The sequence below is a fragment of the Breoghania sp. L-A4 genome (assembly GCF_003432385.1).
Classification (GTDB): domain Bacteria; phylum Pseudomonadota; class Alphaproteobacteria; order Rhizobiales; family Stappiaceae; genus Breoghania.
This window is the reverse complement of sequence record NZ_CP031841.1, coordinates 308,595-325,151: the sequence shown is the minus strand read 5'-3', so window position 1 is coordinate 325,151 and position 16,557 is coordinate 308,595. Positions and strand designations below refer to the sequence as shown.

The 16,557-nt window shown below is 64.7% G+C and carries 10 protein-coding genes and 2 pseudogenes; 9 read left to right on the top strand and 3 right to left on the bottom strand.

All coding sequences use genetic code 11. The annotated features are described in order from the left end of the window. Positions 1–303: 303 nt before the first annotated feature. A pseudogene (gene dnaK, locus D1F64_RS01550) lies at positions 304–2,213 on the bottom strand (molecular chaperone DnaK). A 483-nt stretch (positions 2,214–2,696) separates the two neighbouring features. On the opposite strand from dnaK, the gene D1F64_RS01545 reads away from it, so the two are divergent. Continuing rightward, the gene (locus tag D1F64_RS01545; protein ID WP_117414344.1) at positions 2,697–3,287 is read left to right on the top strand and encodes an alpha-ketoglutarate-dependent dioxygenase AlkB; all 591 of its coding nucleotides are present in this window, start codon (positions 2,697–2,699) and stop codon (positions 3,285–3,287) included. 25 nt (positions 3,288–3,312) lie between these two features. On the opposite strand, the gene D1F64_RS01540 is transcribed toward D1F64_RS01545, so the two are convergent. Beyond that, on the bottom strand, positions 3,313–4,992 hold the full coding sequence (locus D1F64_RS01540; protein ID WP_117410986.1) for an AarF/UbiB family protein: 1,680 nt from the start codon (positions 4,990–4,992) through the stop codon (positions 3,313–3,315). A gap of 2 nt (positions 4,993–4,994) precedes the next feature. Continuing rightward, complete coding sequence (ubiE, locus tag D1F64_RS01535) at positions 4,995–5,786, bottom strand: bifunctional demethylmenaquinone methyltransferase/2-methoxy-6-polyprenyl-1,4-benzoquinol methylase UbiE (RefSeq protein WP_117410985.1); 792 nt, start codon at positions 5,784–5,786, stop codon at positions 4,995–4,997. Between the two features lie 108 nt (positions 5,787–5,894). On the opposite strand from ubiE, the gene mutM reads away from it, so the two are divergent. From mutM to gyrB, 8 genes and pseudogenes are all read left to right on the top strand, one after another. Further along, entirely contained in the window at positions 5,895–6,776 is an 882-nt protein-coding gene (gene mutM, locus D1F64_RS01530; RefSeq protein ID WP_117410984.1) for a bifunctional DNA-formamidopyrimidine glycosylase/DNA-(apurinic or apyrimidinic site) lyase, read from the top strand. A 168-nt stretch (positions 6,777–6,944) separates the two neighbouring features. Next, a complete protein-coding gene (locus tag D1F64_RS01525) occupies positions 6,945–7,718 on the top strand; it encodes an enoyl-CoA hydratase (protein ID WP_117410983.1) in 774 nt (257 codons plus the stop codon). A 181-nt stretch (positions 7,719–7,899) separates the two neighbouring features. Beyond that, positions 7,900–8,202 (top strand): 30S ribosomal protein S20, encoded by a 303-nt coding sequence (gene rpsT / locus D1F64_RS01520; RefSeq protein WP_248304831.1) that lies wholly within the window; start codon positions 7,900–7,902, stop codon positions 8,200–8,202. 680 nt (positions 8,203–8,882) lie between these two features. After that, positions 8,883–9,329, top strand: a complete 447-nt coding sequence (locus tag D1F64_RS01515; RefSeq protein ID WP_117410981.1) for a rhodanese-like domain-containing protein — start codon at positions 8,883–8,885, stop codon at positions 9,327–9,329. Positions 9,330–9,692: 363 nt separating this feature from the next. Then, a complete protein-coding gene (dnaA, locus tag D1F64_RS01510) occupies positions 9,693–11,153 on the top strand; it encodes a chromosomal replication initiator protein DnaA (RefSeq protein WP_117410980.1) in 1,461 nt (486 codons plus the stop codon). 359 nt (positions 11,154–11,512) lie between these two features. Beyond that, entirely contained in the window at positions 11,513–12,631 is a 1,119-nt protein-coding gene (gene dnaN, locus D1F64_RS01505; protein WP_117410979.1) for a DNA polymerase III subunit beta, read from the top strand. 70 nt (positions 12,632–12,701) lie between these two features. Continuing rightward, positions 12,702–13,841 (top strand): DNA replication/repair protein RecF, encoded by a 1,140-nt coding sequence (gene recF / locus D1F64_RS01500; RefSeq protein WP_117410978.1) that lies wholly within the window; start codon positions 12,702–12,704, stop codon positions 13,839–13,841. A gap of 185 nt (positions 13,842–14,026) precedes the next feature. Then, a pseudogene (gene gyrB / locus D1F64_RS25245) lies at positions 14,027–16,512 on the top strand (DNA topoisomerase (ATP-hydrolyzing) subunit B). The last annotated feature ends 45 nt before the right edge of the window (positions 16,513–16,557 follow it).

The window sequence follows — 16,557 nt, the reverse complement described above, 5'->3', positions numbered from 1 at the left end:
GACGGCCGGTTTCGACCAACCCTTTGGGCGGGATGAATTTTCCCGATTATCGGCGAGGCTCGTCTCGGCCATATCCGCGATATGCCCTTCGCCAATCCTCTTGATCCTCGACAAAATTCATCTCCGCAGAATGGGTCCATTTAACAAGGAAACGCTCTAGAGATCCCGTCAGGTGATGAGCCCGTGACCTGGGCCGCGGCCGGGAACCAGAAATAAGAAATCCCGGGCGCCGCTGGCGACGCCCGGGATTTGGTTCACAAGCGGGACGGCCCTGAAAGTCGAGCCGCGGCGCGAGGCGTTGGTTTACGCCGACTTCTTGTCGTCGTCGTCGACTTCCTCGAAGTCCGCGTCGACCACGTCGTCCTCGGCAGGACCCGCACCTTCCGCGTCTTCGTCCGCGGCTTCCGCCTGGCTGGCGTGGTAGACCGCCTCGCCAAGCTTCATGGACGCGTCGGCGAGCGCCTGGGTCTTGATCTTGATGGTTTCGGCGTCATCGCCGTCCAGCGCGGACTTCAGATCGCCGATCGCCACGTCGATGGTCGACCGGTCGGCTTCGGAAAGCTTGTCGCCGTGCTCCTGGAGAGTCTTCTCGGTGGAGTGGACCAGCGCCTCGGCGTGGTTCTTGGCTTCGACCGTTTCCTTGCGCGCCTTGTCTTCCTCGGCGTGCGCCTCGGCGTCCTTGACCATCTGTTCGATGTCGGAATCCGACAGACCACCCGATGCCTGGATGCGGATCTGCTGCTCCTTGCCGGTGCCCTTGTCGCGCGCCGACACATTGACGATGCCATTGGCGTCGATGTCGAACGTAACCTCGATCTGGGGCACACCGCGCGGTGCGGGCGGCAGGCCGACCAGGTCGAACTGGCCGAGCATCTTGTTGTCCGCCGCCATTTCACGCTCGCCCTGGAACACGCGAATGGTCACCGCGCTCTGGCTGTCCTCGGCGGTCGAGAAGGTGTTGGACTTCTTGGTCGGAATCGTCGTGTTGCGGTCGATCAGGCGGGTGAACACGCCGCCCAGCGTCTCGATGCCCAGCGACAGCGGCGTGACGTCGAGCAGCAGCACGTCCTTGACATCGCCCTGCAGCACGCCGGCCTGGATGGCGGCGCCCATGGCGACGACCTCATCCGGGTTCACGCCCTTGTGCGGCTCCTTGCCGAAGAAGCCCTTCACGACTTCCTGGATCTTGGGCATGCGGGTCATGCCGCCGACGAGGACGACTTCGTCGATCTGGCTGGCGTTGAGGCCAGCGTCCTTCAGCGCCGCCTTGCACGGAGCCATGGTCTTCTGCACCAGATCGTCGACCAGCGCCTCGAACTTGGCGCGGGTCAGCTTCATGGTCATGTGCTTGGGACCCGACGCATCGGCGGTGATGAACGGCAGGTTGATTTCGGTCTGGGTCGCGGAGGAGAGCTCGATCTTGGCCTTCTCGGCGGCTTCCTTGAGCCGCTGCAGGGCCAGCTTGTCGCCCTTCAGGTCGATGCCCTGTTCCTTCTTGAACTCGCCGGCCAGATAGTCGACCAGACGCATGTCGAAATCTTCACCGCCGAGGAAGGTGTCGCCGTTGGTGGACTTCACCTCGAACACGCCGTCGCCGATTTCCAGCACCGACACGTCGAACGTGCCGCCGCCGAGATCGTAGACCGCGATGGTCTTGCCGTCGTTCTTGTCGAGACCATAGGCGAGGGCCGCCGCCGTCGGCTCGTTGATGATGCGCAGCACTTCCAGGCCGGCGATCTTGCCCGCGTCCTTGGTGGCCTGGCGTTGGGCGTCGTTGAAATAGGCCGGAACGGTGATCACCGCCTGCTCGACCTTCTCGCCGAGATAGGATTCGGCCGTTTCCTTCATCTTCTGCAGGATGAAGGCGGAAACCTGGGAGGGGAGTATTTCTCGCTGCCGGCCTTGACCCACGCATCGCCGTTGTCGGCGCGCACGATCTCGTAAGGCACGAGCTTCTTGTCCTTGGCGACCGTCGGATCCTCGTAGCGCCGTCCAATGAGGCGCTTGACCGCAAACAACGTGTCTTCCGGATTGGTGACGGCCTGACGCTTGGCAGGCTGGCCGACGAGACGCTCGCCGTCATCGGTGAACGCAACGATCGACGGCGTGGTGCGCGCGCCCTCGGCGTTCTCGATGACTTTCGGTGTCTTGCCGTCCATGACGGACACGCACGAATTCGTCGTGCCGAGGTCAATACCGATGACCTTACCCATGTTCATTCTCCTCTAGGCAGATCGCCCGAACCCTGAGCGGCGTCCGGATGCGCCGGCTATAACACCGGCCGATCCCCACTGACATTGACTTTCGCCCGGTCAAAAGGCTTCCGGGCAACCTCTGTGGGCTATATAAGTGGCTGCGGATCGGCTCGCAAGGCGGCAGTCGGCATCCGGTGTGATTCTGCATTGGCGGCTATAAAACAGACCGCGAAACGGACCGCAAGGCGGCGGGTGCATCCAATTGCGGCCCCGTCGCGCAACGGCCGGGCCGATACCCGGTCCACTCCGCGTCCTGCACGCCGCACATGGTATGGCAGCCCGCGACACGCAAGCCGGTCCTGAGCGCCTCAGAACCCGGCCCGGTGTTACGAAACCCGGCCGTCCCTGTCCACAAGTGATCGCGTCGTGAGGAGTGATACCATCGCGGGAAGCACGGTAGAGCAGGGACATCCGGCCAGCCCCACGGGCGCCGGTTTCCGGCTGCGCGCGGAGTATCTCGACCGCGCCGCGCAGCAGGCGCTGCTGGAAGAGATCCGCGCGATCGTGCGCGCAGCCCCGCTGTTTGCGCCGCGCATGCCGCGCACCGGCAAGCCGCTCAGCGTGAAAATGTCGAACTGCGGCCCCCTGGGCTGGGTCGCGGACAAGGCGGGTTACCGCTACCAGCCCACCCATCCGGATACGGGCGCGCCCTGGCCGCCAATGCCCCGGACCTTGCTGGACATCTGGAACGACCTTTCAGGCTTCCCGCATCCGCCGGAGGCCTGCCTGATCAATTTCTATGAGGCTTCGGCGAAAATGGGCCTGCACCAGGACCGCGACGAGGAGACATTCGAGGCCCCCGTCGTCTCGCTGTCGCTCGGCGACACCTGCCGGTTCCGTCTGGGCGGTGCGGCCCGCACGGCTCCCACACGCTCGTTCAAGCTGGCCTCGGGCGACGCCCTGGTGCTCGGCGGCGACGCGCGGCTGGCGCACCACGGCGTCGATCGCATCTATCCCGGCACCTCCACGCTTCTGAAAGACGGCGGCCGGATCAATCTGACGCTGCGGCGGGTGACCGCGGCGCTGGAATAGAAGATCCTGCCCTGGACGAGACCCGCTACAGAACAAGTTCCAAGGCGATCACCACCATTGCCGCCGCGATGATCCACAGGGCCCAGCGGCCCGACCGCGTATGGCGCGCCTCGGCGCGGCCGATGGCGTCTGCGGTCTCGGCGTCAAACCGCAAACCGTTCTTGCTCATGCTCTCAAGCTCAGCCGACATGCGGCTGGCGCGCTCGGCCAGCACCGGCATGTCGCCCAGCAGCCGCATGAAGCCGCCAAACCCCTCGCCCGCGTCCTGAAGCTTGCCGGCGGGTCCGAGATTGCGTTCGATCCATTCGCGCACCACAGGTTCCGCCGTCTTCCACATGTCGAGTTTCGGGTCCAGCGTGCGCGCAACGCCCTCGACCACCACCATGGTCTTCTGCAGCATGATGAGCTGCGGCTGGGTGGTCATGTCGAACAGCTCGGTCACTTCGAAGAGCTGAGTCAGCAGCCGCGCCATGGATATTTCCGACGCCGTGTGGCCGTGGATGGGCTCGCCGATGGCGCGAATGGCCTGGGCGAAGACCGCCACATCCTGGGTGCCTGGCACATAGCCCGCCTCGAAATGCACCTCGGCCACCCGCAGGTAGTTGCGGGTGATGAAGCCGAACAGGATTTCCGCCAGGAACCGCCGCTCGGCCTTGTTCAGCCGACCGGTGATGCCGAAGTCGACCGCCACCAGCATGCCGTCGGCTTGCGCGAACAGATTGCCCTGATGCATGTCGGCGTGGAAAAAACCGTCGCGCAGCGCGTGGCGCAGAAAGCTCTGGATGATGTTGGCGGCCAGCCGCTCCATGTCCTGGCCGTCGGCGCGGATGCCCTCGACATCGGAGAGTTTCCGGCCGTCGATCCATTCCAGCGTCAGCACGCTTTTCGCGGTGTGCACCCAGTCGACCGACGGCACACGGAAATCGGGATCCTTGGCAATGTTCTCGGTCATTTCCGAAAGGGCTGCCGCCTCGAGCCGGAAATCCATCTCCAGTTCCACCGAGCGCGCCAGCGTGTCGACGATGGCGACGGGACGCAGGCGGCGGGCGGCGGGCGCGAAGCGCTCGATCAGCCGGGCGGCGAGATAGAAACATTGCAGGTCACGCTGGAATCGCCGCGCTACGCCGGGACGCAGCACCTTGACCGCCACCTTGCCGGCGTGATTGTCCAGCTCCGGGGCAACCTCAGGATCGCGCTCGGGATCGGCAGCACCTGCGGCGCCAGCGCCAACAGGGTCATCGGCACGAGCCGGATCGTCTTCCAGCGGCGCGGGGTTGCGCAGCACCGCCGGATGCACCTGGGCGATGGAAGCGGCCGCGACGGGAGCACCGAACTCGGCGAAGATCGCGTCGATCGGCTGACCAAACGCCTCCTCGACCACGGCGATCGCATCGGCCTGCGCAAACGGCGGCAGCTGGTCCTGCAGCAGCGACAGCTCCAGCGCCACTTCCGCGCCGACCACGTCGGGGCGGGTGGCCAGGAACTGGCCCATCTTCACGTAGGACGGACCGAGCCTGTTAAATGCCTGGGAGATGCGCGCGCCGGCGTCCGCGCGCCGCGCCGCCTTGCGTTCCAGCATTCGCACCAGCCGCAGCGCCAGACGCGGGCCCGCGGGCAGGTCCGGCACCTCGACCAGACCGAACACGCCCTCGCGCGCCATGACGAAACCGGCATGCGCCAGGCGGATGAAATTCGTGACCGGCATTTCTACAGTTTCCAGCCCGAATGGATCGCCGCGATGCCGCCCGACAGATTGCGGTAGCTGACCCGCGAGAAGCCCGCGGTGCGGATCATCTGGGCAAAACGTTCCTGGGTCGGGAACTTGCGGATCGATTCCACCAGATACTGGTAGCTGTCCGCATCCCCCGTCACCATCTTGCCCAGGGCCGGAATCGCGTTGAACGAATAGGCGTCATAGAAGCGGTCGAGCCCCGGCACGTCGACGGCGGAGAATTCCAGGCACAGGAAGCGGCCACCGGTCTTGAGAACGCGATGGGCTTCGGCAAGCGCGCGCTCGATGCGCGGCACGTTGCGGATTCCGAAGGCGATCGTATAGGCGTCGAAACGCGCGTCGGGAAACGGCAGATCCTCGGCGTTGCCCTGCGCGAAACGGATGGCGTTGGACAGCTTCGCCTTGGCCGCCCGGTCGCGGCCCACCGTGAGCATGGAATTGTTGATGTCGCAGACGATGGCCTGGGCATGGCCCTGCGAGCGCTCGACGATGCGGGTTGCGATGTCGCCCGTGCCGCCGGCCACGTCCAGCACGGCCCACGGCCGCTTGCCCGCATGCGGCGGCGACAGCCACGAGACCATGGCGTCCTTCCACAGCCGGTGCATGCCGGCCGACATCAGATCGTTCATCAGATCGTAGCGCGAGGCCACCCGGTGGAACACCGTGTCGACCATCTCCTGCTTGTCGCCCAGCGGCACGGTACGGAAGCCGAAGCTCGCCGATGCTCCGTCCGATCCTGATGTGTCTTGATGGGGCTCGCGTGCCATATCCGCTCTCCTGTCGGCGCGGACCATAGTACAAGGCGCGCCCGGGCGCTATCGTATCGCCCGTCTGATTCTCAGCCTTTCTACGGCAAAGAGATCGCAGGAGAAACCATGCCCGAACTGCCCGAAGTGGAAACCGTGCGCGGCGGGCTGGCGCCGGTGATGGAAGGCGCGCGGATCACCCGTGTCGAACAGCGCCGCCCCGATCTGCGCTTTCCCTTCCCAGTCGATTTCACCGCCCGGCTGGAGGGACAAAAGGTCGCGACGCTGGGCCGCCGCGCCAAGTACCTCCTCGCAGACCTCGTCTCCGGCGACGTGCTGGTGATGCACCTGGGCATGTCCGGCTCCTTCCGCATCGAGGACGACGGGCTGACCGACACACCGGGCGACTTCCACCACGCCCGCGGCAAGAACACCGTGCACGATCACGTGGTGCTTCATTTCGAGGACGGCCGGCGCATCCTCTATAATGACCCGCGCCGCTTCGGCTTCATGACGCTGGTCCCCCGCGCCGGCCTCGACGCGCATCCGCTGTTCGCCCATCTGGGCATCGAGCCACTGGGCAACCGGCTCGACGGCGCCTTTCTCGCAAGCGCTTTCGCGAACAAGAAGACACCGCTCAAGGCGGCGCTGCTCGACCAGCGCATCGTCGCGGGGCTTGGCAACATCTATGTCTGCGAGGCGCTGTGGCGCGCGGGCCTGTCGCCCATACGCGCCGCGGGAACGCTGGCACGCAAGGACGGGCGACCAACGGAGCGCGCCCTCCTTCTGGCGCAGGTCATCCGCGACGTTCTCGGCGAGGCGGTGGCGGCCGGCGGATCGAGCCTGCGCGACCACGTCCAGACCGACGGATCGCTGGGATATTTCCAGCACAGCTTTGCCGCCTATGACCGCGAAAACGAGGCCTGCCGGCACGAGGGGTGCGGCGGCATCATCGCGCGGTTTGTGCAATCGGGGCGCTCAACGTTCCATTGCCCCGCCTGCCAGCGCTGAAGCCCGTCGCCGGCTGCTCACCGGCATCCGCAGCGCAAGACAATGTGTTCACGCGTACCGCTGCCAAGGTCTTGCGCCGGGTCACGCGCGGCGCTACGCCTTGCATCCTGGACACACCTTTCCATCCCGCGCAGCGCATGCGGATGGGAAGGCCATGCGGGAGGCATCATGGCTTACGAGAACATTCTGGTGGAGACGCGCGGCAAGGTCGGGCTCGTCACGCTGAACCGTCCGAAGGCGCGCAACGCGCTGAACTCGGCGCTGATCGCGGAACTCAACCGCGCCATCGAGGGATTCGAGGCGGACGAGAAAGTCGGCTGCATCGTGGTCACCGGCTCGGACAAGGCGTTCGCCGCCGGCGCCGACATCAAGGAAATGGTCGGGCTCACCTATCCGCAGACCTACAAGGACGACTTCATTACGTCGTGGGAGCGCATCGCGCGCACCCGCATGCCGGTGATCGCGGCGGTGGCCGGCTACGCGCTGGGCGGCGGCTGCGAGCTCGCCATGATGTGCGACTTCATCCTGGCGGCCGACAACGCCCAGTTCGGCCAGCCGGAAATCCAGCTCGGCGTCATGCCGGGCGCCGGCGGCACCCAGCGGCTGACCCGTTTCGTCGGCAAGTCCAAGGCGATGGAAATGTGCCTCACCGGCCGCTTCATGGATGCCGAGGAGGCCGAGCGCGCAGGGCTTGTCAGCCGTGTGGTGCCGTTGTCAGACCTGCTCGAGGAAGCCCTGCGCGTGGCGCAGAAGATAGCGGAATTCTCCCAGGTCACCGTCATGATGACCAAGGAAAGCGTCGACCGGGCCTATGAGACCACGCTGGAGGAAGGCGTACGTTTCGAACGCCGCGTGTTCCACGCCATGTTCGCCACCGAGGACCAGAAGGAAGGCATGCAGGCCTTCATCGAGAAGCGTTCGCCGCAGTTCCGCAACAAATAGAGCGCTTCGACATTGACGTTGCCGCCCGCGCGGCATATAAGCCCCGTCCAAATGGTGGCGGGCTTTCTGCTGCCCATTGCGTTTGGTCCGGTGCGCTGGTCCTTTTGCCTCAAGCGATGTTGCGAAACACCAGATGTGCGCAGCGGAGCCGGCAGCAGGGACACGGTGTGTCGGGCGCAACATCACAACCAGTTTTACAAACGGACCAGGACAGAGCCATGGCCAACACCCCTCGGCCAAAAAGGCTGGACGCAAGATCGCCCGCCGCACGGTCGTGAACCAGGCGCGCCGCAGCCGCATGCGCACCTTTATCCGCAAGGTTGAGGAAGCCATCTCGGCCGGCGACCAGGCGATCGCCGCTGAAGCACTGAAGACGGCGCAGCCGATCATCATGAGCGCCGTCAACAAGGGCATCCTGCACGCCAACACGGCGTCGCGGAAAGTTTCCCGCCTCAGCAAGCGGGTGAAGGCGCTCAGCGCCTGATCTCAAGCCCTCGGATATGCCTGAAAAGCCCGGTCTTCGACCGGGCTTTTCTATTAGACGGCTAATCACGGTTTCAATTCCGCCGGCTAAACAAAAACACCTACGTACAGTCGAAATTGCCGCCGAGGGCGTGACTCAAAAAACACATATAAATCAAAGCGTTAATGCTATGTTAACGTTTATGTTAAGCGGGCTGCAGGGATTCGACGGCTGTCAAGATGAATTGCCGAAAAAAAAATTGCGGCCCCGTCCGCGCGCCTCATAAAGCCTCTCGTATGAGCTAAAGCCGTTGAGTCAAAACACATTAAGTACCCCCTCGGAGCAGCCCCATCGGGGAGCTGACGTAAGGGCTGGAAGCGCTGTTAATCCGATTGTCGATTAGTTCGGTTGCAGCCGCAGAACGCCATGTGTATGTTTGCTTTCAACGGGGGGCCACCTCGGGATTATCGCCATCCAGAAGATTACCTTGCCTCAAACGAGTGCATTCATGTCGTACGGTCAAATAAATCTGAAAGTGCCTGACAAAATATGCTTGCTCTCCGAGAGGCCAAGGCCTAGAGAAGACCTTATAGATGCTGAAAAGTTATACTAAATACTAAACTTTTTAGTCGTCAATACATTACCACTCAAAAACTCGATAGAAATGTTGGTGTCGGTTTTACCGGCGGCAAAGGGGCTTCATGTCGAGCGACGCATCCGGCGGATACGCCGGTGACAAGACCGCGACCGCGACGTACCAGGACCTGGTGGACAATCCTTCAGCCGTCTTGATCGACGTACGCACACGCGCCGAATGGACTTTCGTCGGCATCCCGGATATTCGCGGTCTCGATCGCGAACCGGTTCTGGTCGAATGGCAGCAATTTCAGGGGCAACCCACCGCCTCCGATTTCGTCACGACGTTGGGCGACGAACTCGCAAAACGCGGCGTGGAAAAGAGCGACCCTTTGTATTTTCTGTGCCGGTCCGGCGCCCGCAGCCTCTCCGCTGCCATTGCCATGACGCAGGCCGGATTTACACAGTGCTATAATATCACCGATGGCTTTGAAGGGCCTCTGGACGCGGACGGGCATCGCGGGTCCGTTGGCGGCTGGAAGCAATCGAACCTTCCATGGGTACAGTCCTGAACGAGTTGGTCCGGGGCTGTTCGCCCGTGACCGGATCCTCTCTTGCACCGCCGGTCCGGCCTGAAAGCAAGAGAGACGCGTACAGGATCCGGTTTGATCCTGCTTAGGGTTCCTCATCGCGAACCCGGACGATGCGGCACATCGTTTGCACACGCGGCGCCTCAGGCGCCGCACACAGGTGTTCAGTCGTCGGCCCGCCGGCGCCGGGATACCTGTTTGAAACGATCAGCGCCTGAGGCCGGGACCGGCCGCGGGCGTCACAAAAGCAAGGCGCCGGCCTCCGGGCATGGCGCTGTAAAACGATAAACGGCGGGGAACCGGGTGCGGCGCCCGAACCCCGCTCGACAGACGGAGGCGCAAGCCATGGACATTGCTGACGTTCCGGGTCCGGAACAATGGAAACGGGTGAAGAGCCAGTTGCGTGCTGAACTGGGCGAGGATGTGTTCTCGAGTTGGTTTGCACGCGTCAATCTGGAAGGCCAGGCGCCCGATGGAACCGTTCAGCTGTCCGTTCCCACCCGCTTCCTGAAGACGTGGATCCAGTCGCATTACCGCGACCGCATCATCGGCCTTTGGCAGAACGAGTGCGACTCGGTCAACCGTATCGAACTGACGGTGCGCGGCGCCGTCCGGGCCCGGCCCTCCGTCGTCGCCCAGAACGCCCAGACCGCGGCGAAGGCCAGCCAGAAGGGCGTCTTCGAGACCCGTCCAGTATCACTCGGCGACGCCACGCCGCGCGGCCTGTCGCAGCCCCAGACGCGCAGCGAGCACGAGCCGCGACGCGATGTCCTGGAAGGCTCGCCGCTGGAGCCGAGATACACGTTTGCGACCTTTATCGAGGGCAAGTCGAACGCGCTTTCGCTGGCCGCCGCGCGCCAGCTCACCTCAGGCGCGCCGGTGACCTACAACCCGCTGTTCGTTCACGCCAGCGTCGGCCTCGGCAAGACACATCTGTTGCACGCGATCGCCGCGGAGGCTCGCAGCACCGGACGCAAGGTGCTCTATCTGACCGCCGAGCACTTCATGTACCGTTTCGTCGCGGCGCTGAAGACCCAGTCGGCCATTGCGTTCAAGGACACGCTGCGCGGAATCGACATTCTGCTGATCGACGACATGCAGTTTCTGCATGGCAAGCAGATCCAGCAGGAATTCTGCCACACGCTCAATTCGCTGATCGACGGGGCCCGCCAGGTGGTGGTGGCCGCCGACCGGCCGCCCGCCGACCTGGAAGCTCTCGATGACCGCGTACGTTCGCGCCTCGCCGGCGGACTGGTTGTCGGCATCCAGCAGCCGGACCATGATCTGCGCCGCGCCATCCTGTCGCATCGCATCGCGCTGACCCGTAACACCTATCCCAACTTCCACATGCCGGAAGCGGTGCTCGACTACGTCGCCACCAACGTCTCCTCGAACGGCCGCGATCTGGAAGGCGCGCTCAACCGTCTGGTTGCGCACAACCAGCTCACCAACGCGCCGATCACCCTCGACATGGCCGAGATGACGCTGCGCGATCTGGTGCGCGCTCATGAGCCGCGGCGAGTGAAGATCGAAGACATTCAGCGCGTGGTCTCCAAACACTACAACGTGTCCAAATCGGACCTGCTGTCGGCTCGACGTACCCGTACCATCGTACGTCCGCGCCAGATCGCGATGTTCCTGGCGAAGGCCCTCACCCCCCGTTCGCTGCCCGAAATCGGCCGGCGCTTCGGCAACCGCGATCACACGACAGTGCTGCATGCGGTGCGCAAGATCACCGAGCTGTCGTCGAACGATCCGAATCTCGCACAGGAAATCGAGCTGCTGAAGCGCATGCTCGACAACTGAGCCGCGTTTCACGGCTACTCGCGGCCCCGGAGCACGGGTCCGCAGCAGGATCACGCACCCGCTTCGTGGCTCGAGGCGGGTGCGCTGTTTCATGGGCGCGGCAGGCACCGATTCGGCGTCCCGGCGCGGCGTGTTGCGCTGCACCCGCGACCGGTTCGTGCGTCGCATCACGTTTGCGGCGCGAAAAGCCGCAGCGCGGCCCCGGGCAAGCCCCCGGAACGGCGAAATCCTGCCCCGGGCTCTTGCATTCCGCACGCTTTGCGGGCAGGGTTCCAATCCCCTCGGGCTGCTATGAAGCCTCAACCTGTTCTGCCAAAGCGGCTTTTCCGCATGGCACATCCAGCTCACGGACCCTGTTCATGAAAGCGACACTCGAGCGGACGGATCTCCTGAAGTCCCTGACTCATGTGCACCGGGTCGTTGAACGCCGCAACACCATTCCCATTCTTTCAAATGTGTTGTTGCGGGCCGACGGCGGCCAATTGCGCCTGAAGGCGACCGACCTCGACCTGGAAATCTCCGAAACCGTTCCCGCCATGGTCGAGACGCCTGGCGCGACCACGGTGCCGGCGCATATGCTGCACGACATCGTCCGCAAGCTGCCCGACGGCGCCCAGGTGGTGCTGGAGACCTCGTCCGACAACGCGACGCTGGAGCTGCGCGCCGGCCGCTCGCGCTTCGCGCTGCAGATGCTGCCGGAGACGGATTTTCCCGATCTTGCGGCGGGCGAGATGTCGCACACCTTCGAGATGACGGCGGAGAGCATCCGCAAGCTGATCGACCGCACCCAATTCGCAATCTCCACCGAGGAGACGCGCTACTATCTCAACGGCATCTATTTCCATTCGGTGAGCACGCCCGCCGGCGAGTATTTCCGCGCGGTCGCCACCGACGGCCACCGTCTGGCGCAGGCCGAGATCCTCGCGCCAGAGGGCGCGGCGGGCATTCCCGGAATCATCGTGCCGCGCAAGACGGTCGGCGAGATCCAGAAGCTGCTGGACGATCCGCAGGCCAAGGTGCAGGTGGAACTGTCCGACACCAAGATCCGCGTCACCACCGATTCGGTGATCCTGACCTCGAAGCTGATCGACGGCACCTTCCCCGATTACGGCCGCGTCATCCCGCAGGACAACGACAAGAACATGCGGCTTGACTGCGACGTGTTCGAAAAGGCGGTCGATCGCGTCTCGACGATCTCCAGCGATCGCGGCCGTGCCGTCAAGCTGGCGATCAGCGAAGGCCGCATGGTGCTCACTGTCACCAATCCCGATTCCGGCAGCGCCACCGAGGAACTGGCGGTCGAGTATGATTCCGATCCCATCGAGATCGGCTTCAACTCGCGCTACTTGCTCGACATCGCAAGCCAGCTCGAAAGCGACACGGCGGTGTTCCGTTTCTCCGATCCCGGCTCGCCGACGCTGGTGCGCGACGAAGGGGACGAAGGCACGCTTTATGTGCTGATGCCGATGCGCGTCTAGAGCAACCGGCCGGCGCCACCGCGCCGGCCCCCGCGCATAGGCACGCCGCCACACAGAGGAACGCGCTCCGATGGCGACCCCGGCGCCTGTCGCGCTGTCGCGGCTGCAACTCACCGACTTCCGCAATTATCGCGCAGCCAGCCTCGATTTCGACGCGCGCCTGATCGCCTTTGTCGGCGACAATGGCGCGGGCAAGACCAACCTGCTTGAGGCGATCTCGCTGCTGAGCGCCGGGCGCGGATTGCGCCGTGCACAGTTGAGTGAACTGACACGCCGCGACGCCAGCGGCGGCTGGAGCGTCTCCGCCGTGCTGCAAGGCATGGACGGCGAGACCCGAATCGGCACCGGCCTTGCGCCCGGCGGCGGCCGCAAGGTGCGCATCAACGGCGCGGACGCACGCTCGTCTGAAAGCCTGCTCGAATATCTGCGGGTCTTGTGGCTGGTGCCGTCCATGGACGGGCTGTTCACCGGGCCCGCCGGCGATCGCAGGCGGTTTCTTGACCGGCTGGTGCTCGCCGTCGACCCCGGACATGGCCGCCGCGTGGGCGATTTCGAGAAAGCCCTGCGCGGCCGCAACCGGCTTCTGGAAAACGGCGGCTCGGGCCCCTATCTTGACGCGGTGGAGGCGCAGATCGCGGCGCTGGGCGTTGCTGTCGGCGTGGCCCGGCGCGAAACGGTCTCCCTGCTGCGCGATCTGGTCGGCACCCGCGCCGATGACTCCGATCCGTTCCCGCGCGCCGCGATCACGCTGGAAGGCGCGTTCGAGACGCTGGCCGACAGCGCCGCGGCCACCGATCTGGAGGACCGCTACCGGGCGCTGCTGGCGCAAGGCCGCACCCGCGACCGCGCCGCCGGGCGCACCCTGGAGGGACCGCATCGTTCCGATCCCGTGGTGATCCACACCGCCAAGGCCATGCCGGCGGGCCAGGCGTCGACAGGCGAACAGAAGGCGCTGCTGATTGGACTGGTTCTGGCGCACGCGGAGCTGACCGCCCGGATAGCGCGGATGACGCCGGTGCTGCTGCTGGACGAGGTGGCGGCGCATCTGGATCCGCGCCGCCGGCAGGCGCTGTTCGCCCGGCTCAGCGCTCTGGGTCTGCAGGTCTTCATGACCGGCACCGACGCGCTGCTGTTCGCGGACCTCCCCCGGGACGCGCAGCGCTTCACCGTCACCGAGGCCACGATCGCCGTGGACACGCCACCACAATGAGACTGCCGAAGGCCTCGCCGGCGCCTCGGCGACGCGCTGGGATCGCGGCTGTGTGAGGCCTGTCATCCCCGGCTTTCTCGGATCGTCGCGAACGCAAGCGGCCCCCCGGTTTCTGCCGAGTTGAATGCGGGCGTGAACCCCGTATAACGTTCATGGAAGATCATTATGGACGGACTCTGATTCGCATGAGCGATACACCGATCGACGGCAACGACGCGAGCACCGGCACTGACGCAATCACCGGCGCAACAACCGGCGTGGGCACTGGCGCGGATGAGTACGGCGCGGATTCCATCAAGGTCCTCAAGGGGCTGGATGCGGTGCGCAAGCGCCCCGGCATGTACATCGGCGACACGGACGACGGCTCCGGCCTGCACCACATGGTCTACGAGGTGGTTGACAACGCCATTGACGAGGCGCTGGCGGGCTTCGCGGATCACGTCACGGTCGCGCTGAACCCCGACGGCTCGGTCACGGTCAGCGACAACGGCCGCGGCATTCCCACCGATATCCACACCGAAGAAGGCATCTCCGCGGCCGAGGTCATCATGACCCAGCTGCATGCGGGCGGAAAATTCGACCAGAATTCCTACAAGGTATCGGGTGGCCTGCACGGCGTCGGCGTCTCGGTGGTCAACGCGCTGTCGACGGAGCTGGTGCTGACCATCCGCCGCAGCGGCAAGATTCACCAGATGCGATTCCGCGACGGCGTGGCCGAAGCGCCTCTGGCCGTGATCGGCGACGCGGGCCGCGACACCGGCACCGAGGTCACCTTCACGCCCTCGCCGAAGACCTTCACCAGCCTGGATTTCGATTTCGCCACGCTGGAACACCGCCTGCGAGAGCTCGCCTTTCTCAATTCGGGCGCCCGCATCATCCTCACCGACAACCGCGGCGTCGAGCCGAAGGTCGAAGAACTCTACTACGAGGGCGGGCTGGAAGCCTTCGTGCGCTATCTCGATCGCGCCAAGCACCCGCTGATCGAGACGCCGGTGATGATGAAGGCAGAGAAGGACGGCGTCGTCGTCGAAGTCGCCATGTGGTGGAACGACAGCTACCATGAGCACGTTCTGTGCTTCACCAACAACATCCCGCAGCGCGACGGGGGCACCCATCTGGCGGGCTTCCGCGGCGCGCTGACACGTCAGTTGATCGGTTACGCCGACCGCGCCGGGATCACCAAGAGGGAAAAGGTCTCCCCACCGGCGAGGATTGCCGCGAGGGCCTGACGTGCGTGCTCTCGGTGAAGGTGCCGGATCCGAAATTCTCCTCCCAGACCAAGGACAAGCTGGTCTCCTCGGAGGTTCGCCCGGTGGTCGAGAACATCGTCAACGAGGCGCTTTCCACCTGGCTTGAGGAAAATCCCGCCCCCGCCCGCATCATCGTCTCCAAGGTGGCGGAAGCCGCCGCCGCCCGCGAGGCGGCGCGCCGGGCCCGCGAACTCACCCGCCGCAAGGGCGCGCTCGATGTTGCCTCGCTGCCGGGAAAACTCGCCGATTGCCAGGAGCGCGACGCCTCCAAGGCCGAACTGTTCCTCGTCGAGGGTGATTCCGCCGGCGGCTCCGCAAAGCAGGGACGCAACCGCGCCAACCAGGCCGTGCTTCCCCTGCGTGGCAAGATCCTCAACGTGGAACGCGCCCGCTTCGACAAGATGCTGTCGTCGAACGAAATCGGAACGCTGATCACGGCGCTGGGCACCTCGATCGGCAAGGAAGAGTTCAACATCGAGAAGCTGCGCTACCACAAGATCATCATCATGACCGACGCCGACGTGGACGGCGCGCATATCCGCACCCTGCTGCTGACCTTCTTCTTCCGGCAAATGCCCGCGCTGTTGGAGAACGGCTACATCTATATCGCCCAGCCGCCGCTGTACAAGGTCAAGCGCGGCCAGTCCGAGCAGTATCTCAAGGACGAAAAGGCGCTCGAGAACTTCCTCATCGATACCGGCCTCGAAGACGCCTCCCTGGTGCTGGCCGACGGTGAAGTCCGCCTGGGCCGCGACCTGCTCGGCGTCGTCGAAGAGGCGCGCGTCGTCGCCGGCGTCCTCGCTGGCCTTCACGCGCGCTACGATCAGTCCGTGGTCGAACAGGCCGCCATCGCCGGAGCGCTGTCCGCAGATCTGCTCGAGGACCGCGCCAAGGCCGAGGAGGCCGCGAGCTACATCGCGCGCAGGCTCGACATCATGGCCGAGGAATTCGAAAAGGGCTGGGAAGGCGTGGTGCTCGAGGACAACAGCCTGGAGTTCACCCGCACGCTGCGCGGCGTCAAGGAAGTGGCGACCATCGACGCCGCCCTGCTGGACTCCGCCGATGCGCGCAAGCTGTCGTCCCATTCCGATTATCTGAAGGAAATCTACGGCAAGGCAGCGTCGTTGCGGCGCAAGGATACCGAATTCGTGATCCGCGGTCCGCGAGCGATGCTCGACGCCATGTTCACCTTCGGCCGCAAGGGCCTGTCGCTACAGCGCTACAAGGGTCTGGGCGAAATGAACCCTGGCCAATTGTGGGAGACGACACTCGATCCCAATGCACGCTCGCTGCTGCAGGTGAAGATCCGCGAGGCGGACGACGCCGACGACATCTTCACCAAGCTGATGGGCGACGAAGTGGAGCCGCGCCGGGCGTTCATCCAGGACAACGCCCTGTCGGTGGTCAATCTCGACGTCTGAACCATCACGCCGTTCGCATGATCCAGGCGCGCGTAACACGTCGTT